Raw genomic sequence first — 26987 nt, 5'->3', positions numbered from 1 at the left:
GCGGATCATCGCCGTGGGGGGAGGACTCGTAGGGCGAACTCACTGACCAGATCTCCATAACTTGTAAGGTTCGGGCACACAACATCCGCGCCGGAGTACCGGCGCGGAGAGGGTGCACCCCGAACAGTGGCGCATCACGCGGTGGCCACCATCACTTGTGCGGGCCGCCCGTCACTGGGCAGCCCCGTCGCTGCGCAAGCCATCATTCGGCAGCAGAGCGCCGGGCTCGCGAACTCGTCCGTCGCCTGGCGGGGGCGGGAGCCGTGCCGAGCACATACGACTGCACCAGATGGTTCCAGCTGCACGAGCGACATACCTCGACGACATGCACCGAGAATTCCTCGTTCGCCTCGGCCATCCGAATCAGTTCCTCGGGCGTCCGCGCCGACCCGGCCACTTGGCCGAGCCCATCGCCGAACACCCACGAAACCAACGTCAGCTGCTCTTTCCGGCAGATCGGGCAGGTCGCCTCGCTGCCCCGGCCATGGAACTTGGCGGCCCGGAGCAGATACGGATTCGCGTCGCACACCTCGGCGACGCCGACCCGCCCCGCGTAGACATCGGCCAGCAGGGACCGGCGCCGGAGCGCATAGTCCACCACCTGCCGCTGAATTCGCACGATCACCAGAGTAGCGGGGTTCGCATACGCGTGCCCACGGCATCGTTTGATCCGATCTCCCTGACCACTCCGGCTATTTCGGGGCAGATGCGGGTGTTTTCGCAGGTGAGGCGACGCGCGGCACGCGGATGTCCGGCAGACCTCGATCGGGGGTCGCCGATCCGGTCTCGCGCGTACGTGACATCGATCGCCCAGCGGCGTCGAGCATGCTTGACGCCGACGCGCCCGTAAAAAGCTCCAGTTCACCCCACTGCGCTGACCTGCGGTGATGACGCCTGCGTCACATTCGACTGTGCGTAGATGTATCGCTCCGATATAGTTGGAACTCGCATCCACGGTTAGGTCTGTTCGGCCTGTCAGGTCGTCATAGTCAGGGAGTGAGGTCGGCAGTGCTCGAATTGGCGATTCTCGGCCTGCTCCTCGACGCGCCCATGCACGGTTACGAGCTGCGCAAGCGGTTGACGGGCCTGCTCGGAGCGTTCCGGGCCTTCTCCTACGGTTCGCTCTACCCGACGCTGCGCAGAATGCAGGCCGACGGGTTGATCGCCGAGGAGCTTCCGGAGGGCGCGATCGCGCGCCGTGCGCGCCGCGTCTACCGGCTCACGCCGGTTGGGCGGGAACGGTTTTCTGAACTCCTCGCCGACACCGGTCCGCAGAACTACACCGATGACGGTTTCGGCGTTCACCTGGCCTTCTTCAGCCGCACTCCCGCCGAGGCGAGAATGCGAATTCTGGAGGGCAGGCGACGCCAGGTCGAGGAGCGCCGAGAGGGTCTGCGGGAAGCGATCAAGAAGGCCAGCGGCTCGCTGGATCGCTACACCCGCCAGCTCCACCAGCTCGGATTGGAATCAAGCGAGCGCGAAGTGCGCTGGCTCAACGAGTTGATTGCGGCGGAGCAATCGACGAAGGCGGCACCACAGAAAGAGGGAAAGAGCGGCCATGAGTGATGTCAACAAGGTTGGGTCCGGCGAAGTTCGCGTCGCGATCGTCGGTGTGGGCAACTGCGCATCGTCGCTGGTGCAGGGCGTGCAGTACTACAAGGATGCCGACGAGAACCAGGTCGTTCCCGGCCTCATGCACGTCAAGTTCGGTAGCTACCACGTGCGCGACGTGAAGTTCGTGGCCGCGTTCGATGTCGACGCCAAGAAGGTCGGCTTCGACCTGGCCGAGGCCATCTTCGCCAGCGAGAACAACACCATCAAGATCTCCGATGTGCCGCCGACCGATGTGACGGTCCTGCGTGGCCCGACCCTCGACGGCATCGGCAAGTACTACGCGATGACCATCGAGCAGTCCGAGGCCCCCGCGGTCGACGTCGTCAAGGCGCTCAAGGATGCCAAGGTCGACGTGCTCGTCTCCTACCTGCCGGTGGGTTCGGAAGAGGCCGACAAGTTCTACGCGCAGTGCGCGATCGACGCGGACGTCGCCTTCGTCAACGCGCTGCCGGTCTTCATCGCCTCCGACCCGGTCTGGGCGAAGAAGTTCACCGATGCCGGTGTCCCGATCGTCGGCGACGACATCAAGTCCCAGGTCGGCGCGACCATCACCCACCGTGTGATGGCCAAGCTGTTCGAAGACCGCGGCGTGGTGCTCGATCGCACCTACCAGCTCAATGTCGGCGGCAACATGGACTTCAAGAACATGCTCGAGCGCGACCGGCTGGAGTCGAAGAAGGTCTCCAAGACCCAGGCCGTCACGTCGAACCTCACCGGTTCGCTCGCGGGCAAGGTCCACGACCGCAACGTTCACATCGGTCCCTCGGACTACGTGGAGTGGCTCGACGACCGCAAGTGGGCCTACGTGCGCCTCGAGGGTCGCGCCTTCGGTGACGCCCCGCTGAACCTGGAGTACAAGCTCGAGGTGTGGGACTCGCCGAACTCGGCAGGCATCATCATCGACGCCGTCCGCGCGGCGAAGATCGCCAAGGACCGCGGCATCGGCGGACCGGTCATCCCGGCCTCTGCCTACCTGATGAAGTCCCCGCCGGAGCAGATCGCCGACGATGTCGCGCGCACTCAGCTCGAGGCGTTCATCATCGGTGCCGATTAATCACTGAACGAAAAAGCCGGTGTCGCACGAACTTTCGTGCGACACCGGCTTTCTTTGTAATCCAGGGAGTTCTAATCCAGGGAGACGTACACCTCGACCGAAGTCGGGCCGGTGTAGCGCTCCAGCTCCGCCGTGTGCGAGCGAGTGATGGTGCCCGCGTTCTCGGCCTTGATCACCTGGGCCCATGCGGTGCGCAGCAGATCGTAGGGCTTGTCCGAGACCACGAACTTGGCGTAGCGCCCCGCGGGAATGCGGGTGAGCACGTCACCGTGGTCGACGTCCTCCAGCCCGCCGACCTCGTAGCCGAGCACGGCCACCGCATGATCGTTCTGCCCGATATAGGCAGCCGCGCGGGGAACCATCTTCTCCCGCGAGAGATACCGATCCCAGGTGAAATTCACCAGGTCGAGATCGCGTGCGGTCACCTCGCGCCCGGCCAGCGGCACGGTGAGACCCGCGATCAAACCGTCGTCGAGGGTGACGATTTCGAAATCCACGGCCATCAGCTGTCCTTCTCATCGGTCAGCGAAACGAAGATCTCGACCGTGCGCTCGTCGGGATACTGCTCGCAATCGCCGGTATAGGCGCGCACGAATTCACCCGCTGCCTCCGCGTCCCACACCTGGCGCCACAGCCCGACGATGGTGTCGCCGAGGTTGTCGCCACTGGCCACGAATCGCGCGTAGCGGCCCGCCGGAATCTTGCCGAGCACATCGCCCACCTGTAGGTCGGCGAGAGTTTTGCACTCGTATCCGACGATGTGGGTCAGGTACGAGTTGATCTCCGGCGCGAAATCGACATAGCCCGTCGCGACCGGCCCCGGTAACGTTCTCGTCCGCAGGTTCGCCCACGCCTCGACCACCTTGGCGCGGCGCGGCCCCTCGACGGCGAGCGCCGGGCTGCGAAGCACCGTGCCCGCGATCAGCGTCTCGGGACGGTCAACGACATTGAAATCCACCTGCGTAGCCCCTATGTCTAGTGTCGTCGCATGTCGGTACCGACCGCACATCCTCCCGTATCGGTCCGACAGGTTCCGCGCCGGGATCAGTCGACCCCTGGTCGGGCGGTTCGCGCTCTGGGCAACGATGTTGCCATGTCCCTAGGGTAGTCGGGTCCGGCTGCGCCAACTCGTGATCTATCGCGGCCCTTCACCACCGAGCCCGGGGAAAAGCTCACCGGGGGCCGATGGGTTCGGTGCGGGCGGAATGATGATCAACGGCGGCGGTGGCGGATTGTTCGGCGAGTTCGTCGGCGGACCGAAGATGTCGAAGCCACGGCCCTGCGTCGGCGCCGTCCCGGTACCCGGCACCGGCACCAGCGGCGGGCTCGGCAACGGTGGTGTGTCGAACTGTTCGACCGGTGTCCCCGCCAGTGCGGCGTCCATCGACTGCTTCCAGATGTCGGCGGGCAGTCCCGAACCCCAGATGGCCCCACCGCGACCGTTGCGCAGCGGCTGGGGGTGCTCGGTGCCCACCCACACCGCGGTGGACAGCGAGGGCGTGTACCCGACCATCCACGCGTCCTTGTTGTCCTTGGTCTCGCCGAGCTGGGTGGTTCCGGTCTTGCTCGCCGACTGTCTGCCCTCGGCGAGCCCGTGGCCGTTGGAGTAGTTGGCGATCGGCAGCATCGCCGACGTAGTCGCATCGGCGATTTCGGCCGAGATCCGCTGCTCGGGCTCCGAATGTCGCTTGCCCGTCGCGGTTTCCCAGCTGCGGTCGAGCAGCACCCGGCCGTCACCGGTGCTCACCTTCTGCACGAAGTACGGCCGGTGATAGACCCCGGAGGCGGCCAGCGTCGCATACGCCGACGCCATGTCGATGGGCCGCACCAGATACTGCCCGAGCACGATCCCGTTGAGCGGGTAGCCGTCCGGTTCCGCCAGGGTGACGCCGTCGACGCCGGGAATGTATTCGGGGATGCCTGCCAGGTGCGCGGCCTCGGCGATCGAGCGCGGGCCGTCGGCCATCGTCATGGTGAGCCGGTAGAAGCTGGTGTTCAGTGAGCGTTTGAGCGCCTCGGCGAGCGAACAGCGCCCACACGAATCGCCTTCGACGTTGGTGATCTCGGTGCCGCGGTCGGTGATGGGCGAGCTGTCCATCGCCCGCGTGACCGGAATACCCTGCCGTTGGGCGGCGACGAGCGCGAAAACCTTGAACGCGGAACCTGTTTGGAGCGGTGCCTGCGCGAAATCGAACCCGGCCCCGTCCTCGCCGCCGTAATAGGCGCGCACGGCCCCGCTGCGCGGATCGATCGACACCACCGCCGAGCGCAGTTCCGGCGGCTGCCACGAGAACCGTTCACGTACCGAATCGACCGCGCCCGCCTGCGCCGCGGCATCGATGGTGGTGGTGATCTGCAATGCGCCCGTGTTGATGTCGGCGTCGTCGAGGCCGGCGGCCCGCAATTCGCGCAGCACCTGGGTGCGGATATGCCCTTCCGGTCCGAGCGTGGTCGCTTCGGCAGGCACATCGTCGAGTGGGATGATCGGCGGGAACACCGTCGCGTCACGGTCGCCGGGCGCGAGCACGCTCATCTCGACCATCCCGTCGAGCACGTACTGCCAGCGTGCTCGCAACTGATCGAAATGATTCTCCGGGTCGAGCACCGAAGGCGAGCGGATCACGGCCGCGAGCACCGCGCCCTCGGCGAGGGTCAGCTCCGGCACCGGCTTGTCGAAATAGGCCTTCGACGCGGCCGCGATCCCGTACGCCCCGCGCCCGTAGTAGATCGTGTTGAGGTAGGCGGACAGGATCTCGTCCTTGCTCCACTGCCGCGCCATCTTGGCCGCGATGATCAGCTCCCGCATCTTGCGGGTGACAGTGCGTTCGGAGCTGAGGAAGGCGTTCTTCACGTACTGCTGGGTGATCGTCGAGCCGCCGCCCGCGTAGTCCTGACCGGTCACATTGTCGCGGGCGGCGCGCAGGAAGCCGCTGGTCGAGTAGCCGGCGTTGGTATAGAAGGTGCGGTCTTCGGCCGCCAGCACGGCGTCCCGCACCGGATACGGCACATCGGTGAGCGGGATGGGTATCCGATTGCCCTGTGGCGGAATGAATTTCGTCAGAACCGTGGTGCCGTCGGAGGCCAGCACGGTGGCGGGCTGCTCGACCGCGACCTCGGCCGGTTCGGGGATCTCCGAACTCCAGTACACCGCGACGAACAGCAGCGCGGGCACACACACGAAGATCACGAACAACGCGAGCAGCAGCCGCCGGATGCGCTGGCCCCTGGTGCGCGGCTTACGTTCGGAGGGCTGGTCGTCGGTGCCGAGCAGGGCGGCCTGTGCCCGTCGCGCGGCGCCCTTGTCGCGGGGCCCTTCGGTGGCGGCCAGGCGCGCCGCCTGAGCTCGTCGCGCCGCACCCTTGCTCGGCTTCTGCTCCTTCGCGAGTGGATCGCGGAACCCGGCAATCGAGGTGTACGGCGCGTCCTCATCGGAACGCCCGCGCCCGCGCTGGGAGGCCACACCATCTCCTTTCGGAGCGAGCAGAAGAACTCACCTGCACCGACGTCGATATCGGTGCAGGCGACTCTACCCGGCGGTAGCGGCAGAACCCGGCAGGTCAGCTCTTGACGCCGCCCGCGGTGAGACCGGAGATGATGCGACGCTGGAAAATCAGCACCATGATCACCAGCGGCACGGTGACGATCACGCCCGCCGCCATGATGGCCGCGTACGGCTGCACCAGCGGGTCGTTGCCCGAGAAACTCGCGATGGCGACCGTCACCGGCTTGGTGTCGTCGCCCGACAGCAACCTGGCCAGCAGGTACTCGTTGATCGAGGCGATGAACGCCAGGATCGCGGTGGTGAACACCGCGGGCGCGGCCAGCGGCAGCATGATCAACCGGAAGGCCTGGAACTTGCTCGCACCGTCGATGCGCGCGGCCTCTTCGAGCTCCCACGGCAGTTCGGCGAAGAACGAGGCCAGGATGTAGACCGTCATCGGCAGCACGAAGGAGATGTTCGGGATGATCATCGCCTGGTACTGGCCGATCCAGCCGATATCGGTGAACAGCTGGAACAGCGGCGTCACCAGCACCACGGCCGGGAACATCGACGCCGACAGGATCAGTCCCGAGATCAGGTACTTGCCCGCGAAGGTCATCCGGGCCAGCGCGTAGGCCGCGAGTACGCCGAGGAGCAGCGCCACTGCGGTGGTCACCGAACCGATGATCACGCTGTTGAGCAGTGCCTTGCCGAAGTCGTTGCCGCGGCTGGTGTCGAAGGCGTTGCGGAAGTTCTCCAGCGTCACGTGGGTCGGCCACGGGGTGCTGTCGAAGGTGTGGGCCGGGTCGCGGAACGCCACCACGGCCATCCAGTAGAACGGGCCCAGGCCCCACACCAGCACGATGGCGACACCGAGATAGAGCCGCACCGTGCCGATCCGCTTGCGCCACGACACCGGCTGCGCCGGCAGCGTCTTCGGCTCGGCGGCAGGTTCTTTCGTCATCGACATGGTCATCAGTTCGCCTTCCGCTGTTCTTCCTGCGTGCGAACAGCGTTGGCGCCGAGCACCTTCACCAGGACGAACGCGATACCGAAGACGAGCAGGAAGGTGATCACCGACAGTGCCGCGGCGCTGTTGGGACCTTGGCGCACCTGCTCGACCACCAGGATCGACAGCGTGTTGGTCGACGGGTTACCCAGCGTCATGATCGCGGGCAGGTCGTACATGCGCAGCGCGTCCATGGTGCGGAACAACACCGCCACGAGCAGCGCGGGCTTGAGCAGCGGCAGCGTGATGTGCAGGAACCGCTGCCAGGCCGACGCGCCGTCGACCTTGGCGGCCTCGTACACATCGGCCGGAATCACCTGCAGCCCAGCGAGAATCAGCAGCGCCATGAACGGCGTGGTCTTCCACACGTCGGCCGCGATCACCGCGAACCGCGACGCCCACACGTCCGAGGTCCACAGGATGTGCGTGCCGAGCACCCGGTTCACGACACCGTCGTACTGGAACATGAACTCCCACAACCGCGCTGTGACGGCGGTGGGGATCGCCCACGGGATCAGCACGGCCGCGCGCAGCAGCGCCCGGCCGCGGAAGGTCTTGCCCATCACCATGGCCATGCCGAGCCCGAGCAGAGCCTCGAGCGACACCGTCACCACGGTGAAGAACAGGGTGATCCCGACGGCCGACCAGAACTGTGAGCCGAGCGTGCCGGTGGGGCACGACACCGTGCCCATTATCGACCCGCACTGCTGCATCAGCCAGTGCGTGTAGTTGCTGAATCCGGCACTGCCGCCCTCGACGAACATCCCGGTGGCCGGGTCGATGCCGGAGTCCTTCGAGAAGGACATCCAGACCGCCTCGACCACCGGATACCCGATGACCACTGCCAGCGCGACGAGCACGGGCGCGACGAACAGCCACGCCTTGCCGGATTGTCGCAGTTCCAGCGCTAGCCCGCGCTGCTTGGCTCCCGAAGGATCCGACACCGTTACTACTCTCCTACGGTCTGGTCGGGTCCGCTGCGCGTACCGCTACGAACCGGCGGTCTCGATGCCCTTTTGCATGCCGGCGACCGCGTCGTCGACGGACTTCGTGCCGTTGAGGGCAGCATAGGCGTTGTCCTGGATGGCCTTCGACACCGCGGGATAGAACGGGGTCACCGGACGCGGCACGGCGCTGGCGATGGATTCCTTCAGCGTGGGCAGGTACGGCATCTTCGCGATCAGGGCCGGGTCGTCGTAGAGCGAGGAGCGCACCGAGGGCAGCGAGCCGGAGGCGATGATCTGCTGCGCCTCTTCGCTGATCAGGTAACGAACGAAGTCGGCGGCGGTGGCCTTGTTCTTGGAGAACGCGCTGATCGCGGCGTTGTAGCCGCCGAGGGTGGAGGCGCCGACGCCGGTGTTGCCCGGCAGCGGGGCGACACCGAACTTGTCCTTCACCGCGGAGCCGTCGGCGGAGGCCTGGGCGTAGAGGTAGGGCCAGTTGCGCAGGAACAGCAGCTTGCCCGACTCGAACGCGCTCGCGCTCTCGCCTTCCTTGAACGTGATGGCTTCCTTGGGGATGTCACCGTTCTTGTAGGCGTCGACGAGGACCTTCAGGCCCGCCTTCGACTCCGGGCTGTTCACGGTCGGGGTCTTGCCGTCGGCGCCGACGAAGCTGCCACCGAAGGCGTTGATGACCTCGGAGGTGTTCACGGTCAGGCCCTCGTAGGGGGCGAGCTGACCGGCGTAGCAACCGATGTTGTTGTCCCGGGCCACCTGGCACTGACCGAGCATCTCGGTCCAGGTCTTCGGCGGGTTGGGCACCAGGTCCTTGCGGTAGTACAGCAGGCCACCGTTGGTGTTCTTCGGTGCCGCGTACAGCTTGCCGTTGTAGGTGGCGCTGGCCACGGTCGGCGCGAGCAGCGGCGCGGTGTCGATCGCGAAATTGCCCTCGAGCGGCTGGACCCAGCCCTTCGCGGCGAACTCGGCGGTGTCCTTCACGTCGAGGGCGACGACGTCGTAGCCGTCCTGCTTGGCACGGAAGTGCTCGGCGAGGTCGTCGTGCTGCTGGGTGCCGTCGGCCGACTGCTCCTTGAACGTCACCTGCTCGTTCGGGTGCGCGGCGTTCCAGCGGTCGATGAGCTGTTTGACCACACCGGTTTCGGTGGTGTCCTTACCTTCGACGTAGGTGATCGGGCCGCGGCCCGTCAGGTTCTGGTCGAGCGCGTTGCCACCGTCGTCACTGGAGCAACCACTGGCGAACGTTGCGGTGAGCAACGCGATCGAGGCAGCAGCCATCGTCGCTCTGGGGACAAACTTCAAGGCCATCGCAGACACTCCAGGGTCAAGACGTGAGCAGCAGCACACCGTGCGGTGCAACAGGCAACATACATGGTGAGGGCTCTTCGCGTCCGATCGTCCTGCTCTTCGGCTTACTTCCCGGTCAGTTCGCTTGCGATTCGCTGTCGGTGCCGTGCCCTACCCTCGAGTGCGTGACCAGTCCACCGCCGTCGACGCCCGATCGGATGCTCACCCGCATCGGTGGTTTGCTGCGCAAAGCCGAGTCCACCGACAACGCCCACGAGGCCGAAGCCTTCCTCGCCGCGGCCCAGCGGCTGGCGACGAAGTCCTCGATCGATCTCGCCGTCGCGCGCTCGCATGTCGCGTCACGCGAGCGCAGGTCGGCGCCGGTGCAGCGGATCATCCCGATCGGCGAACCGGGCCGAAAGGGCCTGCGCACCTACGTCCAGCTGTTCGTCGCGATCGCGGGCGCCAACGACGTTCGCTGCGATGTCGCCCGTACCTCCGCCCAGGTCTACGCCTACGGCTTCGCCGCCGACATCGATACCTGCGAAGCGCTCTACGCGAGCCTGCTGATTCAAATGGTGCGAGCCTCCGATCACTACATCAAATCAGGCGCCTACCGCGCGGCCACGGTCGTCAAAGTCGTCGCCGAGAAGAGGCTCGGCCGCACCGTCCGCCGCCGAGTCGAGGTGCCGGTGGCTGGGGTGACAGCGCGGCTGAACTTCCAGATGGCTTTCGCCGCCCGGATCGGCGCCCGCCTCGCCGAGGTGAAAGCCGAAGTCGTCGCCGAGGAATCCGTCGTCGAATCGACCGGCACCGCCCTGGCTCTGCGCGACAAAGAGGTCGCGCTCACCGACTTCTATACCGCTACCTCCGAAGCACGCGGAACGTGGCGAGGCCCCCAAACTTCCACGGGTCATTCCGCCGCGGCCCGTCGCGCGGGCGACCGCGCAGGCCGCACCGCCCGTTTGGGTACCTCGCCAGAGCTGCCCGCCGCTCGCGGAAAGCTCACCGGTAGATGATGTCTGCGCGCCGTCCCCGGATAGCGACCACCCAGTCGCGCACAGCGGCCGGCCGGGTCGGAACAGTTCGTGTCCGAGGCTGAGTCGGGTCGGCGGCGCGACAGTCAGCGCGCCAAGGTCTATGACGGTGAGCAGCTGGTGCGTGGGGTGTTCGATCGTGCCGACGAGTTCGGGCATCGGACGGTGGAGGTATACGGCTCCCAGCTGACCCTGCCGGTGGAGCGACGCTTCGCCTCCGTCGAATCGGTGCAGACCTATGTGGACAAGGTGTTGGCGCTGAATTGGGTTCGTGCGCAATGGGAACGGTCCACGGTATCGGTCCGTGTCCGCGCCCGTGGTGGTGCCGCAGCAGCCCACTACGAGCCCGAAACCGCCGTCCTGGCCGTTCCACTACACACCGGCTCCACCGCTTGGGCCCTGCGCGAGCTGGTGGTCCTGCATGAAATCGCCCATCATCTGTCGCCCGATCCGGCACAAGCCCCCCACGGCCCCGAATTCTGTACCCGTTATGCCGAATTGGTCGACGGTGTGATCGGTCCGGAGGCCGCGCTGCTCATCCGTGCGACCTTCGCGGGATGTGGTGTTCGATTCGGCTAGTCGGGCGAGGAGTTCGCGAGCAGGGCGCTGACTCGCTCGTATCGCCGCAGCCACCAGTCGACCCGGTCGGGATCGGGGTGCCGGTATTTGTCGAGCAATACGGGATCGGGTTCGGGTGGTGTGGTGGGAACAGGCAACCATCCATCTACCGGCAGCAGCGACTCCGCGACGAGATCGCCTTCGAACAGCGCGAGAGTTCCGAGTCCACACGCGAATTCGAGATCGGGCAGCGCACCCGCCAACGCCAGTTGCGCGGACAGCCCGACGCTGGTCTCCAGCGCCGACGAAACAACAGTCGGCAGCCCGGCCGCCCCGGCAACCGCCAACGCCCGCCGCACCCCGCCCAGCGGCGTGCATTTCAGCACCGCCACATCCGCAGCCCCCGCCACCGCTACCCGCATCGGATCCTCGGCCCGCCGAATCGATTCGTCGGCAGCGATCGGCACCGAAACCCGCCGCCGAACCTCGGCCAATTCCTCGATCGTCGAACACGGCTGCTCGACATATTCCAAACCCCCAGCAGCCCTGTTCAGCTCGCCGATATTGCGAACAGCGGTCTCCACATCCCACACTGCGTTCGCGTCGACCCGAACAGCCCCCGATTCCCCGATCGCCGCCCGCACCGCCGCCACCCGCGCCAGATCCTCGGCCAACGAGTCCGGGTGATCGGCCACCTTCACTTTCGCGGTCGCACAACCGGATTCCCGAACAATCCGCCCGGCCCGCCCGGCATCCACCGCGGGCACAGTGCAATTCACCGGAATCCGATCACGCACCGGCACCGGCCACCCCACCGTCACCTGCTCAACAGCGGTAGCCAACCACCCAGCCGCCTCCCGATCCCCATATTCCGGAAACGCGCAGAACTCCCCCCAACCCAACTCCCCCCGAATCAACATCCCCTCCCGCACAGTGATCCCCCGAAACCGCGTCCGCAACGGAATCGCATAAACAAACAGGTCGGCGTTCACCCGACCGATCGTAGAGGTCTCGCCGGACGGCGGCGCTCGCGTGAGCGCCGCCGTTTCGGTTCACAATCGTTCGATGATGGTGGCGTTGGCGAGACCGCCCGCTTCGCACATGGTTTGCAGCCCGTAGCGTGCCCCACGTTGGCGCATCGCGTGCACCAGCGTGGTCATCAACCGCGCCCCGGACGCGCCGAGCGGGTGTCCGAGTGCGATTGCCCCACCGTTGACGTTGACCCGGCTCATATCCACACCGGTCTCCTTCGCCCACGCCAGCACAACCGGTGAGAATGCCTCGTTGATCTCGAACAGGTCGATATCGGAGATCTCGAGACCCGCCCGTCGCAGTACCTTTTCGGTGGCCGGGATGACCGCGGTGAGCATCAGCAACGGGTCGTCGCCCGCGACGGAGAAGCTGTGCAGCCGGGCCAGCGGACGCAGGCCGAGCTGCTCGGCGCGTTCGCCGGACATGATCAGCACCGCGGAGCTGCCGTCGCTGACCTGACTGGCCGAGGCGGCGGTGATCTCCCAGCCGATCTGCGGGAAGCGGGCCGCCATCGCGGGGTCGTAATACGCGGGCTTCAGTTTCGCGAGCGTGTCGATGGTGCTGCCGACCCTGATTCCCTCATCGGTGTTCAGCCCGTTGATCGGCGCGAGTTCGTCGGCGAAGAGTCCGTCCTTGGTTGCCCGAGCGGCCTTTTCGTGACTGCCGAGCGCGAATTCGTCGAGCTGGGTCCGCGTCAGACCCCATTTCGCGGCAATGAGCTCGGCGCTGATCCCCTGCGGGACGAGGTCATCGGGATACCGCTCCGCGAACGCGATGCCCGACAAATCGGTGGCACCGACCAGGTTGGCGCCCATGGGAACTCGCCCCATCGATTCCACGCCCGCGGCGACCACGATGTCGTAGGCCCCCGCGATAACCCCTTGTGCCGCGAAGTGAATCGCCTGCTGACTGCTACCGCACTGCCGATCCACCGTGGTGGCGGGCACGGATTCCGGATACCCGGCGGCCAGCGCGGCCCGCCGGGTCATATTCGCCCCTTGCTCTCCGACCTGGGTGACGATGCCGCCGATCACATCGTCGATCAGTACCGGATCGATCCCGCTGCGCTCGACGACCGCCCGCAGGCTGTGCGCCAGTAGATCAACAGGATGAACATCGTGAAGTGCGCCGTTCGGCTTGCCCCGCCCGATCGGGGTGCGTACCGCTTCGACGATGACCGCGTCTCGCATGGAAGTCCTCTTTCGCCAATGCTGGCTCTATTTGACAATAGCCAGCTTAGATCCTAACTATCATCGACTCAAGTCAGATTGGCTATGATGTCTCTCATGGCAGCCGTGATGGAAGGACCTCTGGCCGATCTCAGCAGATGGGACACGGCGGGCTGCTCCATCGCCCGAGCCATGGATCTCATCGGCACCCGCTCGGCGATGCTCATCCTGCGCGAGGCCTACTACGGCACCCGCCGCTTCGACGGCTTCGCCAGCCGAGTAGGCATCACCGACGCCGCCGCAGCGGCCCAACTCCGCAAACTCACCACCGCGGGCCTCCTGGAAAAACGTCCCTACCAGGAAGAAGGCAAACGCACCCGCCACGAATACGCGCTCACCCAAATGGGCCGAGACCTACTTCCCGCGGTCGTGGCCCTCTGGCAATGGGGCGACGCGTACCTCCAACCGGGCCCCGCGCCTCTGCTCCGGGTGGACGCCGAGACCGGTGCCCCGGTCCGCGCCGATCTGCGCACCCCCGACGGCACCGAAATCCCCCTCGAACGACTGGCCGTCCGAGTCAACGAGGACTACCTCCGCGAACGCCGAAAGAACAAGAACAGCTGATCACCGGGCTTACCTGGTGATCAGCTGTTCGGCACGTCGACTCAGCGCAGACGCCGGCCGTCGACGCTGAAGAAGTACACGTGTTCGGGGTCGGCGGTCAGGCAGAGGCGTTCGCCCTTGGAGGGCGGGTTGCGCCAATCCACGCGCGCCACGATCGTTTCCCCGGTCTGACCGCTGACGCCCGCGGACAGGGCGCGGCCGTAGACGTAGGCGTCGGAGCCCAGTTCCTCCACCACGTCGACCTCCATCTCGAGGCCGCCGTCGCCCACTTCGAGATGTTCGGGGCGGATGCCGAGCACCACCGAGCCCTCACCCGCGTCGGCCACCGCACGCGGCACCCGCACCGGGTATCCACCGATGGTGACGGTTCCGTCGTGAACGGGCAGCGTGAACAGGTTCATCGCGGGCGAACCCATGAACCCGGCGACGAACATGTTCGCCGGATCGCGGTACAGGTCGCGCGGCGACGCGCACTGCTGGAGCAGGCCGTCCTTGAGGACCGCGACCCGGTCGCCCATGGTCATCGCCTCGACCTGGTCGTGGGTGACGTAGACCGTGGTGGTTCCGAGCCGGCGCTGCAACTGCGCGATCTGGGTGCGGGTCTGCACGCGCAGCTTGGCGTCGAGGTTCGACAGCGGCTCGTCCATCAGGAACACCCGCGGCTGCCGCACGATCGCGCGCCCCATCGCCACCCGCTGACGCTGCCCGCCCGAGAGCGCCTTCGGCTTGCGATCCAGGTACTGCTCGAGGTCGAGGAGCTTGGCCGCCTCCAGCACTCGCTCGTCGCGCTCGGCCTTGGACACCTTGGCCAGTTTCAGCGCGAAACCCATGTTCTCCGCGACCGACATGTGCGGGTAGAGCGCGTAGTTCTGGAACACCATCGCGATATCGCGATCCTTGGGCTCGGCGTTGGTCACGTCCTTGTCGCCGATCCGGATGCACCCGCCGTTGACCTCCTCGAGGCCGGCCAGCATGCGCAGCGAGGTCGATTTGCCACACCCGGAGGGGCCGACGAGTACCAGGAATTCGCCGTCGGCGATCTCCAGGTCGAGAGCGTCGACCGCGGGTTTGGTGGCACCGGCGTAGAGCCGGGTAGCGCGGTCGAAAGTCACGGTAGCCATGCGTAGATCAACATCCCATCCCGGCAGGAACGTGCCGGACGATCCGAGTAGTGGGTCGCTGGGGATCGTAGCGGCCGATAACGGCGCCGGGTAGCCTCGGTCGCGAAGGCCAGCCCGAGCCATCGAGGAGCCAGCGATATGAGTCGTCCGGTCCGTATCGGAGTCCAGCTTCAGCCGCAGCACGCGCCCGATTACGGCCTCATCCGCGACGCGGTGTTGCGGGCCGAGGACGCCGGGGTCGACATCGTCTTCAACTGGGATCACTTCTTCCCGCTCACCGGCGACCCGGCGGGCGCGCATTTCGAATGCTGGACGATGCTCGGCGCGTGGGCCGAGCAGACGGAGCGGGTCGAGCTCGGCGCACTGGTCACCGGTGGTGGCTACCGCAATCCCGACCTGCTCGCCGATATGGCGCGCACGGTCGACAACATCAGCGGCGGCAGGCTGATCCTCAGCATCGGCGCGGGCTGGTTCGAGCGTGACTACGACGAATACGGCTACGAGTTCGGCACACCGGGCAGCAGGCTGAACCTGTTGAAGGACAGCATGTCTCGCATCACGGCCCGGCTCGCGAAGCTGAATCCGCCACCGGTCAGGGAGATCCCGATCCTCATCGGCGGCGGTGGTGAGCGCAAAACGCTGCGGCTGGTCGCCGAGTACGCCGACATCTGGCATTCCTTCTCCGACGCGGCGACCCTGGTGCAGAAGAACAAGGTGCTGGCCGAGCATGCGGCCGAAGTCGGCACCGACGAGTCCAGAATCGAACGCTCGGTGCCGTGGCGGGGGCGCGACGGCGCGAAGGCGCTGTACGACGCCGGTGCCACCCTGTTCACCGTCGGCGTCTCCGGTCCCGACTACGACCTCACCCAGGTGCACCGCGCCATCGAATGGCGAGATGACGTGAACCCCGCGCTGCTCGAGGGCCTCGCATAAGCCCTGACCACCCCGTGGCGCCGCGATGCGCAACCTTCGGTGTGCAAGGTTGCGACTAGGGTCTATCGGCATGGCAGGTGTACGAACTCGGGCGCGGATCGCTGCCCTCTTGCTCCTCGTCGGGGTCGCGGCGACCGGTTGCGGTGGCTCCGACAGCAGCTCGGCGCGCGATCTCTGTTCCCCACCCGGGCCGTCAGCTGCCGCCGCCGCGCCGACCAATCTGGCCGCGGGCGAGACGGCGGGCGCCGACCGCTACACCACCGCGACAACGGCACCGGTCGACTCGATCGACACCGCGAAACTCGGTCTGCTCAACCCGGGCACCCTGAGTGTCGGCACCCTGTCCGACGCGCCGCCGAGCATCTGCGTCAACGGCCAGGGCGTCTTCACCGGCTTCGACAACGAACTCCTCACCGCGATCGGCGCGAAACTCGGTCTGCGCGTGGAGTTCTCCGGCACCGAGTTCGCCGGGCTGCTCGCCCAGGTGTCGGGCAAGCGCTTCGATGTCGGCTCGTCCAACATCACCACCACCGACGCCCGTCGCGAGCTCGTCGGTTTCACCAACGGCTACGACTTCGGCTACTTCTCCCTGGTCGTCCCGCAGGGCAGCGCGGTGAAGGGCTTCGGCGACCTGAACCAGAGCTCGCGCATCGCGGTGGTGCAGGGCACCGTGCAGGACGAATTCGTGGTGAACCAGCTGAAGCTGGATCCGGTGAAGTTCCCCGACTACAACACCGCCTACGCGAATCTGAAGTCCGGCCAGGTCGACGCCTGGGTCGCACCGTCGGCGCAAGCCGAGGGCGCGATCAAGCCAGGTGACGGAATCGTGGTCTCGCAGAACACCTTCAGCCTCGACAACTTCGTCGGCTACGCGGTGGCGAAGAACAACCAGCCACTGATCGACGCGCTCAATTCCGGCTTGGACGCGGTGATCGCCGACGGCACCTACGCCCGCCTCTACGCCGACTGGGTGCCACGCGAACTCCCGCCGGGCTGGAAGCCCGGCTCGAAAGCCGCGCCCACACCCCAACTCCCGGACTTCAAGGCGCTCGCGGCCGAGAATCAGCCTGCCGATACCGAACAGGTCGCGCAGAAGTCGACCCTGCAGCAGCTGAAGGACACCTTCTTCGACTGGTCGTTGTACCGCAAGGCTTTTCCCGATCTGATCAAGACCGGCCTGCCGAATACCCTGATCCTGGCAGTGGTTTCGGGTGTCCTCGGCACCGTGATCGGCATGCTGCTCGCGGTGATGGGCATTTCCCGCACCCGCTGGTTGCGCTGGCCCGCCCGCGTCTACACCGACATCTTCCGCGGCCTGCCCGCCGTGGTGATCATCCTGCTCATCGGCCTCGGCATCGGTCCGGTGGTCCGCAATATCACCGGCGGTAACCCGTACTGGCTCGGTGCGGTGGCGCTCGCCCTGCTCTCGTCGGCCTACATCGGCGAGATCTTCCGCTCCGGTATCCAATCGGTGGAGCCAGGTCAGCTCGAGGCCGCGCGCGCCATCGGTTTCGGGTACCGCCAGTCGATGACGCTGGTGGTGATCCCGCAGGGCGTGCGCCGGGTGCTGCCCGCGCTGATGAACCAGTTCATCGCGCTGATCAAGGACTCGTCGCTGATCTATTTTCTCGGCCTGCTCGCCTCCCAGCGCGAGCTGTTCGCCGTCGGCCGCGACCTCAACGCCCAGACCGGCAACCTGTCCCCGCTGGTCGCCGCCGGTCTGATGTATCTGGTGCTCACCATCCCACTCACCCACCTGGTCAACTACATCGACCAGCGCATGCGCACCGGTAAACCCACCCCCGCCGACCCGATCGAGCAGGCAGTCATCACAGAAGGGCGAGGCGCATGAGCGAGCGTAGCGAGCGGCAGACCAGCACAGCTGCATATGCAGTCATGGCGGAACCGAGCGCCAGCGAGGTGGAGGCATGAGTGCATCATTGACCGGCACCGGGCTCGAGCTGACGCTCGGCAACAACCACATCTTGCGTGGTGTCGACATCCACGTCGAGGCAGGTCACGCCACCACCGTCATCGGCCCGTCGGGCTCGGGCAAATCGACCCTGCTGCGAGTGCTCAACCGCCTGCACGAACCCGATTCCGGTGACGTGCTCCTCGACGGCAAATCGGTACTGAAGGACAACCCCGACAAGCTGCGCCAGCGCATCGGCATGGTCTTCCAGCAGTTCAACCTGTTCCCCCACAAGACCGTCGCCGACAACATCGTGCTGGGCCCACGCAAACTGCGCGGCCTGTCCGCTGAGGAAGCCCGCGCGCTGGCGATCGAACAGCTCGAGATCGTCGGCCTGGTCGACAAGGCCGACGCCAGGCCCGCTTCGCTGTCGGGCGGCCAGCAGCAGCGCGTGGCCATCGCCCGCGCGCTGGCCATGAAACCGGAGTTGATGTTCTTCGACGAGGCCACCTCCGCGCTGGACCCGGAGCTGGTCAAGGGGGTACTCGCGCTGATGGCCGACCTCGCCTCTGGCGGCATGTCGATGATCGTGGTGACCCACGAGATGGGCTTCGCCCGCGAGGTCTCCGACAGTGTCGTGTTCATGGATCAGGGCGTCGTCGTGGAGACCGGCACCCCCGATGCCCTGTTCGACGACGCCAAGACCCCACGCCTGCGCCGCTTCCTCGATCAGGTCCTCTGACCAGGTAAGGGGCCTCACAGCAACCCATGCGCAACTGCTAATGTCGGAAGTGCTTCAGCTCCATTCGATCAGTACCGGACCGAGTTCCGGGAAACCGGAAAGAGAGAGCCGATGACCACCACGCACGCCGAACATCCGCAGCACACCCACGTCCACGGCCCCACCTGCGGCCACGTCGCCGTTCCGCACGAGGATCACGTCGACTACGTCCACGACGGCCACCTGCACCGCGAACACGAGGGCCATTTCGACGAGTGCGAGACCTCCGCACACGTCGAGCACGCCGCCCACACCCACCAGCACGGTCCCGGCTGCGGGCACGTCGCCGTTCCGCACGGCGACCACGTCGACTACATCCACGACGGTCACCGCCACGCCGCGCACGCGGGCCACTACGACGATCACTGACCACTGGGCCCGGCCCCGCCTCAGGCGGGGTCGGCTGCCCTTATTACCACCGGCTCGACGATCGATCGGTTCCCCGGATACTGTCTGTGCCCTGCGGCCTGCGTCATGCCTGCCGACTCATGGATGGGGAATTTTCGGCCGATGGGCAAAACATTCAGGCGCACAATGGCTTTCGGTGTCGTCGGCAGCGTGCTGGCGGCGTGCGTCGCCACCTTCGGCGCGGGCAACGGCCTGGCCGAGGGCGGTGATCCGATCATCGAAGCCAAGAAGCTCCTCGCGACGCCGACCACCGCGAACGGCTCGAACATCATCTCGAGCAGGGTCGATGATCGAAATCTGACCATGCTGGTCTTCTCCGCCGCGATGAACAAGGCCATTACCGTGAAGGTGCAGCGCCCCGCGGACGCCTCCGTGCCGCGCCCGGCGCTCTACCTCCTCAACGGCGCCGGTGGCGGCGAGGACCGCGCGACCTGGTGGCAGAACACCGACGTCGGCGATTTCCTCGCGACCAAGGACGTCAATGTGGTTATGCCGATCGGCGGCGCCTGGGCGTACTACACCGACTGGCAGCACGACGACCCCGCGCTGGGCCGCAACAAATGGCGCACCTTCCTCCTCGACGAACTGCCACCCCTGGTCGACGCGGCCCTCGGCACCAACGGCGTCAACGCCATCGCCGCCAACTCGATGACCGCCACCGCCGTGCTGCAATTGGCGCAGGCAAGGCCGGGCTTCTACCAGTCCGTCGCAGGCTACAGCGGCTGCGCGCAGATCTCGGACCCGATCGGCAAGCAGTTCACCAAGCTGGTCGTGGAGACCTACGGTGGAGGCGATGTCCGCAATATGTACGGTGCCGACGACGACCCCGCCTGGGTGGCCAACGACCCCGTCGTCCACGCCGAGAAGCTGCGCGGCACAAGGCTGTTCGTCTCCGATGCCTCCGGTCTGCCCGGCCCGCACGACCGCATCGACGACCCGTACATGATGAATCCGACGCCGTTCGGCCTGGCCAATCAGCTCGTCGTCGGCGGCATCATCGAGGCCGCTGTGAACTGGTGCACCCGCAATCTCGAGACCCGGCTCGGCGAGTTGGGGATTCCCGCGACCTTCGATCGTCAATCGAGCGGCACGCACTCCTGGGGCTACTGGCGTGATGCCTTCTACCGGTCGTGGCCGGTTCTCGCAGCGGGATTGGGACTTCCCGAATAGCCGTGCGCTCAGCCGTTGACGGTGGCGAAGGCGGCCCAGAGCAGAGGTGAGTTCTCGGGCGCCGGTGCGTCGCGCCATGCGGCCAGCCGAGACCTTTGCCAGGTCAGCAGGCTGGGGATGGGTGTGGGTGAATCGTGGGCGGTGTCCACGGCGCAGATGGCCGATTGCAGTGGGTAGGTCGTGGTGGGGGTGAGGGTGTGGAAGGCGTGGTCGGTGGGGAGGGGCCAGCGGGTGGCCGTCACCAGTTCCGCACCTGCCGCCATGGCCGCGGTGGTGAGGCCCAGGGCCTCGGTGAAGCGCAGGTCGCCGCCGCTCTCACAGGCGATGAGGGCGACGCGGCTCGGCATCGGCCAGAGGTCGCGGCCCGATATCGGGGACGGGTCGAGGGAGTGGGTGCCGAGGAGGAGGTCTTTCGCCGAGAGGGGCCGGTGGGTGCGGTTCGTCGCCGCGAAGCCCCGGGTGCCCGCGGTGCAGCTGAGGTGGAGTTCGGCATGTTCGCTCTGGCCGGATTCCGGTGCGGGGGCGGTGACATGGCCGACGTAGACGAGTCGGCTCGCACCCGCCCGGAGGGCTTCGGACAGCCAGTCGCGGTCGGTGTCGGCGCGGCGGAACAGCTCCACGGGATCGTCGGCACGGGGGACTACGCGATCGCCGTAGCGGCCGAAGTGCTCGGCCACCAGGGATTGCGCACTCGGTCTGCCGAGCACCGAGCCGAGCTCTGAGTCGGCGCGGAATCCGGGCACCCGAGGATCGAGCACCGCGACCACCGGCAGATCGTGAGTGTCCTTCCAGCGGCGCACGATTCGCTGCGGTGCGTGAACCACCGACACCGGCGCAAGCAGGCTCAAATCGGCGATATCGAGCAGCCGGATCGCGGGATCGGGGGCGATGATCTCCCACGGCACCTGCGCCAGCCGAGGCGAAGGCTGAATCCGCAGATGCGGCCGAACCCCGCGCTGTGAGAGTTCATAGAGCTGCACAGCCAATCCATACGGCAACAGGGTGCGTGATAATGCCTGCGCCAGAGCGTTTTCCGCGGCTGGGTCGACAAGTGCGCCCTCGGTCATCACCCGGCGCAGATCCTCGGACCGGGTGGGATCAGGCACCGCCTCGGCCAGCATCCGCAACGTCTCACGCACCTGATCGCGGGGCAGTGTCGCGACACCGCGTCCGAGCGCCTCGTCGACCCATCGCCACGACACGTAGACATCGCCCGCATCGGCCATTCTGATGAGCGCGGTCGGTGTGTTCGGGGAGGGCGGTTGGGCGATCACAGCGCGAGTACCCGTCGGTCGCGGACCGAGCGCCCGTAGCGTTGTTCGGCGTAGGTGATGAAGTCCGCCAGCACTATTCGATCACCGTCGGTGAGGCGAGGCGGGAGTGCGACGGGGATTCCCGCCGCTGCCGCCACATCGGCGAGTGCGGCGCCGAGTTGTAGCGCGGGCGTGGTTATCTGCTCGGCGGGCAACGGATCGAGTAACTCGAAATCGAGGGTGGGTGTGCCGGAGTCGGTGTAGGCGGTCAGATCGAGAGTCGTTCCCGCGCATTGGGTATCGATCAGGTCGCTGACCAGCTGACCGTTGCCGGAGAGGGCGGCGCAGTGGAAAGCCAGGCGCATGGCCGGTTCGGCGACGGTGCGGTGCCAGTGTTCACGCTGGTTGCCGTTGGGGAGGGTGTGGCGAACGGCGTCGATGGCCAGGGCGGCCGGAACCGACAGGGAGACCGCGCGGGCCAGTAGTTCCGAATCCGGTTGTGCCGCCTGCTCGATCGAGGCGTAGAGGAGTTCGGCGTGCCAGTAGTCGAGTTGGGCGCAGTGCATCCCGAGCCCGTGGCCGGCGTAGACCGCGAACGACGCGTCGAGTAGCTCCTCGGCGACCGCGAGATCACCTTCGGCACAGGCGAGGGTGGCGAGGCGCAGTCGAACATCCGCCGCGTCCACCACCGCGCCGGTGGAGTCGAACCGTTCGAGCGCGTGCTCGTAATGACTACGCGCCGTGGTGAAGTCAGCCCGGCGTTCGGCGAGATAGCCCAGCGTCTTGGCCCCGATGCCGGACCAATGCCCCAATTCACCTGCCTCGAAGAACTCCTGACTGACCCGCAACGGCTCCTCGGCCTCGTCGAAATGGCCCGCCCGCACCAGCATGGTGGCCAGATTCTGCCGCGACTCGGCGACGGAGGCCTCCTCGCCCGCCGCGAGGAAAGCAGCCACCCCCTGCTGGGCGAAGTCGATGGCCAGCTCCCACCGTCCGGTTTCGAAGGAGCTGGCTGCCAGATTCATCAACGGGTGACCGGCCAGTTCCGGTGCGAAACGCTCTGTCACGCCGAGAGATTCGGTGGCCAATGCGCCGGCGCGCGCCCACTGCTGTCGGTGCAACGCCACCGCTGTCAGCGACAGCAGGCACGCCACCCGCAACAGCCCCTGATCGGTACTGTCGGCAAGCAGCGCGTGCGCCTCCTCGAGCACATCCTGCGCGGCATCGAACTCGCCGAGATGCTGGAAAGCCTGCGACAAATTAACCAAAGCCGCAGGTCGCTGATGTGCGGCGTCCTCGGGCATTTCAGCGAGTGCCGTCCGGAACAGCACCACCGACCGTCGGTGATCGCCGAGCTCATCGGCCATACTCGCGGCATTGATCAGCGCCGCGCTCCGCAACCGCGGCGCCGCACCGTCGGCCGCCTGCTCGAACATCTCCAGCGCCGCGACCACATCGCCACGCTGATACGCCGCATACCCCGCGGTGAGCTGCGCATCGTCGCCCTCCGAGGTTCTTCCGGTGGCTGCCATCTATCTGCTCCTGCCCGCGGTCATCAGAAGTCCTCGTCCGTTTCGGCAGCGTCGGTTTCGGCGCTCAGGCGTGGTTCGCCGGTGGGTTCGGTGAGGCGAAGGCGGGCGAACCGGCGTATTCGATCGCGAACCGCCGACTCGTCCACCGGATCGGCCGGACCGACTCCGGGAACGAAAACGGTTATTTCAGGCGATATCTCAGATTGTCCGGGGATTCGCACCGCTCCCGTCCAGGCGTCTCCGCTCAGGTGCAAGGGCGTCGTGAACTCCGTGCCTGCCGACCGCACCCGCGCATGCGGCCGAAGATGGTCGGGGACCACGCGCGGACAGTCCGGTGCGGCAACCACACTGACCCGCACCGTCGATACCCCGGCCGCCCGCGCCACCTGCCACGACACGGCCTTCTCACCCGCGTCGAGAATGCCGGGCGGGCAACGCCGCCAGTCCCAACCACCACTACCCCGCGCGACGATCAGCCTGTCGGACGAATCCGCGCCACCGGCCGCCAACGCGTAATCCTCCGCGCGACCACGCGATCGACCGATCGACTCGGCATCGCCTTCGGCGGTCTCCGCCACGTCGGCCACCGGCTCGCGGGATCGCTCGTCGACCATCATCTCGCACCGCTCGGTGAGCACCTCGATTTCCTCGTGCAGCAGCCGGGGATCCAGCGCGGGAATCCCGTCGACGGTCGACGCGGGCCACCACCGGCTTGCCCAGTGCGCATAGGCGAGTCGACGCAGGGCTGCCGCCGACTCTGGCCGAGCAGGCGCGGCTGTCAGTGCTCGGGCGTGATTGTCCGCGACAGCCAGTGCGACCTCTTCGCCGTACACCGCCCACACCCAGTCTTGCGCCGCCTCGACATCATCGAGCACCGCGCCGGGTACCAGCTCGTTGTCGAGCAGGTTCCAGCTCAGATGTCCCCCAACAACTTCGAGTACCAGCGCATCGAGCCCCGGCGCGGCATCGGTAACCAGTGGTGCCCCATCGGGCGCGATGACGAGCAGGCCGGGCTCCGCATGGCGAAGATGGACGACAGTCATCAGCTGGCCCTCGCTTCCATAACGCTCGCGGCGTCGGCGGTCAGCGCCTGTTTGACCCGGGTGCGGTGGTCCAGAATCACCGACCGGGCGATACCGTCGAGCAGATCCCACAGCTCACCGGGATCGAACACCGGCAGCTCACGCACGTCCCGACCGTGCAACCGCACCCACAACCTGCGCGAATACGGCCGCCACGGTGTACGCAACTCGGCGGCCACCGCCGCGAGCGGCCCCGTCCGGCCGTCGACCACATGCACCGCGTACCGGCGCGCTTGCAGCACATACCCTTCCCGCCGCCAGCGACCGTTGACCACCTCGTGCGCGCGCGATGACGGCCCCCGGCCTGCCTCACGGGATTCTTCGACAGCCGTGTCGATCGGTGCCAGACCGAGCGCCAGTTCGGAACCCGCCGCCGCGGCGATCCGCAGCGATTCATCGAGCAGACCCCACGGCGAACAACTGCGTGAGATCTCCCGCGTCACCAGCTCCGCAATCTCGGGCAGGTCGGTCCGATCGATGCTGCCCTGCAACACCGTGAAGACCCGTTCGTACACGGTCCGGTCGAAGGGCAGACCGAGACTCGCGGTCGACGCGGACGCGCCGAGCTCGGGTCGTTGTGGGCTGGAAAACGTGGTGAGCCCGAGGTCGTCGGCGCCGGCATCGGGATGCTCGAGCCACAAGGCGATCCCACGGTGGGTGCCCGCGCGGTTGTCGAGGAGGTCATCGAACAAGGGACCGGCGTCGGCCGGATCACCCGAATGGGCGAGCGTGCAGGCTTCGAGCAGCTCGGTCAGTTCGGCGGCCAGGTCACGGGCTCCGTAGGGGGCGAGCGGGCGTCGCGCCCAGGCGATACCGAGCAGTTCTGCCAGCTCGGCGGCCCGATGTGGTTCGGTGACATGGCGTTTCAGCGCTGCGGTGGTGCGCCCGCCGGTGCTGTCGTGGACTTCCCGCAGCATCGCCGCGGCCCTCGCGTGCCCGCTTTCACCCGCAGGCGCACCGGCCACGGTCGCCAGCTCGAAACAGCGCTGGAAGTAGAGATCCTGTGCGTTGCCCTCGGTGATCCGCAGCCGGCGCCGCACCTGCTTCAGGACGACGAACCACGCCGCACATGCCCGCAGCGCATCGGACTGCGCGTGCACCAGCGCCGTGAGCAGCGCGATCGCATCCTCGTCGAGCACGCTCGAAGCCAGCACCGGGTGCTGCATCGGCCGGAGCACCAGCGGATCCAGAATCAACTTCACCGTCCGCCGCAACGGCCCACCATCGGCCCCACTCAACGCGTCGACACCGTCGAGTCCCCGCCACACCTCATCGAGCACCATGGCGCGCGGTCTCCGCATCCGACCAGGTTATAGGTATTTTCCACGGTCGGTGCGGCGGTTGTGCAGCGCGAAAGTTGGGATCGGTAGGCGGCGCGGGATTTCTACCCTTCTCTCAACGGGTTACCAACCCGCCGACACCGAGAGAAACGGAACCACCATGAACACCAAGCTGATCGCCGCCCTCGCCGCTTCCGCCGCCGCCACCGCGCTGTTCGTCACCGGTTGCAGCGACGACGCGGGCACCGCCTCCCCGAGCACCCCCGGATCGGCAGCGCCTGCCCCGGCCGCGGGCAAGTCCACCGCCAGTGTCGGCGGCAAGGAATTCACCGCGAAGTTCGACACCACCTGCGCCAAGCAGGGCGGCACCCTCGCCCTCGCGCTCACCGACACGGCCAACGCCACCTACGGCAGCCTCTCGGTCAGCGCGTCGGTCGAAGGCGAGAAGGTCCAGGCCGTCGCCATCGGCGGTAGCCAGGGCGGCGCCAACGGCCTGCCCTACGCCGTCGGCTACGGCAACGGCCAGCCCGGCGGCTCCGCGACCCTGGCCAAGGACGGCAACACCTTCCGCATCACCGGCGAGGGCATCAGCGCCGACATGACCAACCCGCTGGCGGGTCCGTCGACGGTCAAGTTCGACATCACCTTCGCCTGCTCCACCATCGTCGGCGCCTGACCTCATCTGCGACCCGGGCACACACCGCAGTTCTCGGCGCGCCTCCGCCTCTGGACTGACCGGAGGGTGCGACGAAGGAGTGCCCGGAGGGAGGGAAGAGGCGGAGTCAAGCGCCGAGAACCGCGGCACCAGCCGCAATTAGACAAGGAGAAATCATGAAATCCAAGCTGCGTGCGGCCGCGGTCGCCTTCGGAATCCTCGCCGTCGGCTACTACCTCTACTACGGAATCACCTACACCCCGGACGAATACACCGGCGCGATGCTCGGCTGGGTCGGTCCCCAGATGGCCCTGCCGATCATCGCGTTCACCATCGTCCCCATCGTCTTCGCCTTCACCGGCGACGGCATCCTCGAAGCCTTCACCGGCCGCAACAGCAGCGAGTTCCGCGACGCCGCGGTCGGCATCGGCACCATTACCTCGTTCCGCCAGACCGGTGTCTCGGTGAACGACCAACCCCAGGTCAAGATCGCCTTCCGGGTCGAAGGCGCCGACGGGAAGCTCTTCGATTCGCACGCCAAGATGATTGTCCCGCTGACCGAACTGGCCCTGCTGCAGCCGGGCGTCGTCCTGCCGGTCCGGTATCTGCCGGGCCGCACCGACAAGGTCGAGGTCGACCGCTCCGGCGACAACGGCGTCGCCCAGCGGGCGATGAACGAATCGCTCATCCGCAAGGGCATCACCACCCGTGGCAAGCTCGACATCGCCGAACGCGGGCTGGCCGCCCAGGCGGTGGTCCGCAGCCTCGATGTCCCCGGTCGCATCCGCGGCGGCTACACCGAGATCGCGCTCGGCTTGGTGGTAACCCGCCCCGACGGCACAACTTTCGAGACCCGCGCCGAGAAGTACCTGCCCCCGTCGGCGGTCGGGGCGGTCCAGGTGGGCCGGATAGTGCAGGTGCACTACCTGCCCGGCAACGAGCAGGAGGTGGTGATCTCCCTTCCGGTCAACGCCTGATGACAACCGCATACTCACTCGGCGCGTGCTATCGCTGATCCATCCGTGATCGGTCACAG

The 26987-nt window shown here is 66.8% G+C and carries 26 protein-coding genes; 12 read left to right on the top strand and 14 right to left on the bottom strand.

The features are described from left to right. Positions 1–202: 202 nt before the first annotated feature. Positions 203–619 carry a DUF5318 domain-containing protein gene (locus ACFWPX_RS09295; protein ID WP_378916079.1) on the bottom strand — a complete coding sequence of 139 codons (417 nt, stop codon included), beginning with the start codon at positions 617–619 and terminating at the stop codon, positions 203–205. A gap of 389 nt (positions 620–1008) precedes the next feature. Here ACFWPX_RS09295 and ACFWPX_RS09290 point away from each other — a divergent pair, with 389 nt between their 5' ends. Next, positions 1009–1566, top strand: coding sequence for a PadR family transcriptional regulator (locus ACFWPX_RS09290; protein WP_266295864.1), 558 nt, complete (start codon positions 1009–1011; stop codon positions 1564–1566). Beyond that, positions 1559–2668: an inositol-3-phosphate synthase gene (locus ACFWPX_RS09285; RefSeq protein ID WP_378916082.1), complete on the top strand. Its 1110-nt coding sequence runs from the start codon at positions 1559–1561 to the stop codon at positions 2666–2668. Before ACFWPX_RS09290 ends, ACFWPX_RS09285 begins: the two co-directional genes overlap by 8 nt. A 71-nt stretch (positions 2669–2739) precedes the next feature. Here ACFWPX_RS09285 and ACFWPX_RS09280 read toward each other — a convergent pair whose 3' ends face one another. The 6 genes from ACFWPX_RS09280 to ACFWPX_RS09255 all read right to left on the bottom strand — a co-directional run bounded on the left by ACFWPX_RS09280 (position 2740) and on the right by ACFWPX_RS09255 (position 9425). Further along, the gene (locus tag ACFWPX_RS09280; protein ID WP_378916085.1) at positions 2740–3171 is read right to left on the bottom strand and encodes a GyrI-like domain-containing protein; all 432 of its coding nucleotides are present in this window, start codon (positions 3169–3171) and stop codon (positions 2740–2742) included. Continuing rightward, positions 3171–3626 carry a GyrI-like domain-containing protein gene (locus tag ACFWPX_RS09275; protein ID WP_378916088.1) on the bottom strand — a complete coding sequence of 152 codons (456 nt, stop codon included), beginning with the start codon at positions 3624–3626 and terminating at the stop codon, positions 3171–3173. The genes ACFWPX_RS09280 and ACFWPX_RS09275 overlap by 1 nt, the downstream gene beginning before the upstream one ends. A 177-nt stretch (positions 3627–3803) precedes the next feature. Further along, entirely contained in the window at positions 3804–6128 is a 2325-nt protein-coding gene (locus tag ACFWPX_RS09270; RefSeq protein ID WP_378927008.1) for a transglycosylase domain-containing protein, read from the bottom strand. 97 nt (positions 6129–6225) lie between these two features. Next, positions 6226–7113: a carbohydrate ABC transporter permease gene (locus tag ACFWPX_RS09265; protein ID WP_378927007.1), complete on the bottom strand. Its 888-nt coding sequence runs from the start codon at positions 7111–7113 to the stop codon at positions 6226–6228. An 11-nt stretch (positions 7114–7124) separates the two neighbouring features. Further along, entirely contained in the window at positions 7125–8102 is a 978-nt protein-coding gene (locus ACFWPX_RS09260; RefSeq protein ID WP_378916096.1) for a carbohydrate ABC transporter permease, read from the bottom strand. Positions 8103–8147: 45 nt separating this feature from the next. Continuing rightward, entirely contained in the window at positions 8148–9425 is a 1278-nt protein-coding gene (locus ACFWPX_RS09255) for an ABC transporter substrate-binding protein (RefSeq protein ID WP_378916099.1), read from the bottom strand. Between the two features lie 197 nt (positions 9426–9622). On the opposite strand from ACFWPX_RS09255, the gene ACFWPX_RS09250 reads away from it, so the two are divergent. Further along, positions 9623–10423, top strand: coding sequence for a DUF2786 domain-containing protein (locus tag ACFWPX_RS09250; RefSeq protein ID WP_378927210.1), 801 nt, complete (start codon positions 9623–9625; stop codon positions 10421–10423). Between the two features lie 69 nt (positions 10424–10492). Next, complete coding sequence (locus ACFWPX_RS09245; protein ID WP_378927006.1) at positions 10493–11020, top strand: TIGR04338 family metallohydrolase; 528 nt, start codon at positions 10493–10495, stop codon at positions 11018–11020. Here ACFWPX_RS09245 and ACFWPX_RS09240 read toward each other — a convergent pair. Continuing rightward, entirely contained in the window at positions 11017–11991 is a 975-nt protein-coding gene (locus ACFWPX_RS09240; RefSeq protein WP_378927005.1) for an o-succinylbenzoate synthase, read from the bottom strand. The two genes, ACFWPX_RS09245 and ACFWPX_RS09240, sit on opposite strands and share 4 nt — an antisense overlap. Before the next feature lie 60 nt (positions 11992–12051). Then, positions 12052–13221, bottom strand: coding sequence for a thiolase family protein (locus ACFWPX_RS09235; RefSeq protein ID WP_378927003.1), 1170 nt, complete (start codon positions 13219–13221; stop codon positions 12052–12054). 84 nt (positions 13222–13305) lie between these two features. On the opposite strand from ACFWPX_RS09235, the gene ACFWPX_RS09230 reads away from it, so the two are divergent. Further along, positions 13306–13824 carry a winged helix-turn-helix transcriptional regulator gene (locus ACFWPX_RS09230; protein ID WP_378927002.1) on the top strand — a complete coding sequence of 173 codons (519 nt, stop codon included), beginning with the start codon at positions 13306–13308 and terminating at the stop codon, positions 13822–13824. Between the two features lie 41 nt (positions 13825–13865). On the opposite strand, the gene ACFWPX_RS09225 is transcribed toward ACFWPX_RS09230, so the two are convergent. Then, entirely contained in the window at positions 13866–14945 is a 1080-nt protein-coding gene (locus ACFWPX_RS09225; protein ID WP_378916113.1) for an ABC transporter ATP-binding protein, read from the bottom strand. Between the two features lie 138 nt (positions 14946–15083). Here ACFWPX_RS09225 and ACFWPX_RS09220 point away from each other — a divergent pair, with 138 nt between their 5' ends. The 5 genes from ACFWPX_RS09220 (at position 15084) to ACFWPX_RS09200 (ending at position 20149) form a co-directional block, all read left to right on the top strand. Continuing rightward, positions 15084–15878 carry an LLM class F420-dependent oxidoreductase gene (locus ACFWPX_RS09220; protein WP_378927001.1) on the top strand — a complete coding sequence of 265 codons (795 nt, stop codon included), beginning with the start codon at positions 15084–15086 and terminating at the stop codon, positions 15876–15878. A 70-nt stretch (positions 15879–15948) separates the two neighbouring features. Next, positions 15949–17730, top strand: a complete 1782-nt coding sequence (locus tag ACFWPX_RS09215) for an ABC transporter substrate-binding protein/permease (RefSeq protein ID WP_378927000.1) — start codon at positions 15949–15951, stop codon at positions 17728–17730. A 76-nt stretch (positions 17731–17806) separates the two neighbouring features. Next, positions 17807–18532 carry an amino acid ABC transporter ATP-binding protein gene (locus ACFWPX_RS09210; protein ID WP_378916122.1) on the top strand — a complete coding sequence of 242 codons (726 nt, stop codon included), beginning with the start codon at positions 17807–17809 and terminating at the stop codon, positions 18530–18532. A gap of 111 nt (positions 18533–18643) precedes the next feature. Continuing rightward, positions 18644–18940 carry a hypothetical protein gene (locus tag ACFWPX_RS09205; protein ID WP_378916125.1) on the top strand — a complete coding sequence of 99 codons (297 nt, stop codon included), beginning with the start codon at positions 18644–18646 and terminating at the stop codon, positions 18938–18940. A gap of 141 nt (positions 18941–19081) precedes the next feature. After that, on the top strand, positions 19082–20149 hold the full coding sequence (locus ACFWPX_RS09200) for an alpha/beta hydrolase (RefSeq protein ID WP_378916128.1): 1068 nt from the start codon (positions 19082–19084) through the stop codon (positions 20147–20149). An 8-nt stretch (positions 20150–20157) separates the two neighbouring features. On the opposite strand, the gene ACFWPX_RS09195 is transcribed toward ACFWPX_RS09200, so the two are convergent. From ACFWPX_RS09195 to ACFWPX_RS09180, 4 genes are read right to left on the bottom strand one after another with little or no spacing between them, the layout of a single operon-like run. Continuing rightward, positions 20158–21375 (bottom strand): CHAT domain-containing protein, encoded by a 1218-nt coding sequence (locus ACFWPX_RS09195; protein ID WP_378927209.1) that lies wholly within the window; start codon positions 21373–21375, stop codon positions 20158–20160. A 44-nt stretch (positions 21376–21419) separates the two neighbouring features. Continuing rightward, a complete protein-coding gene (locus tag ACFWPX_RS09190; protein WP_378926999.1) occupies positions 21420–22934 on the bottom strand; it encodes a tetratricopeptide repeat protein in 1515 nt (504 codons plus the stop codon). A gap of 23 nt (positions 22935–22957) precedes the next feature. Beyond that, positions 22958–23977, bottom strand: coding sequence for a hypothetical protein (locus tag ACFWPX_RS09185; protein WP_378926998.1), 1020 nt, complete (start codon positions 23975–23977; stop codon positions 22958–22960). Next, on the bottom strand, positions 23977–25299 hold the full coding sequence (locus ACFWPX_RS09180) for a hypothetical protein (protein ID WP_378927208.1): 1323 nt from the start codon (positions 25297–25299) through the stop codon (positions 23977–23979). The genes ACFWPX_RS09185 and ACFWPX_RS09180 overlap by 1 nt, the downstream gene beginning before the upstream one ends. A gap of 157 nt (positions 25300–25456) precedes the next feature. On the opposite strand from ACFWPX_RS09180, the gene ACFWPX_RS09175 reads away from it, so the two are divergent. Both ACFWPX_RS09175 and ACFWPX_RS09170 read left to right on the top strand, forming a co-directional pair. Then, entirely contained in the window at positions 25457–25972 is a 516-nt protein-coding gene (locus tag ACFWPX_RS09175; protein ID WP_378926997.1) for a lipoprotein LpqH, read from the top strand. A 155-nt stretch (positions 25973–26127) separates the two neighbouring features. After that, a complete protein-coding gene (locus ACFWPX_RS09170) occupies positions 26128–26928 on the top strand; it encodes a hypothetical protein (RefSeq protein WP_378926996.1) in 801 nt (266 codons plus the stop codon). Positions 26929–26987: the final 59 nt, after the last annotated feature.

This window comes from Nocardia sp. NPDC058518 (genome assembly GCF_042719655.1).
In the GTDB taxonomy this organism is placed as follows: Bacteria; Actinomycetota; Actinomycetes; order Mycobacteriales; family Mycobacteriaceae; genus Nocardia.
Note: the sequence above shows the minus strand (reverse complement) of the source record. Positions and strands in the feature narration are given on the sequence as shown.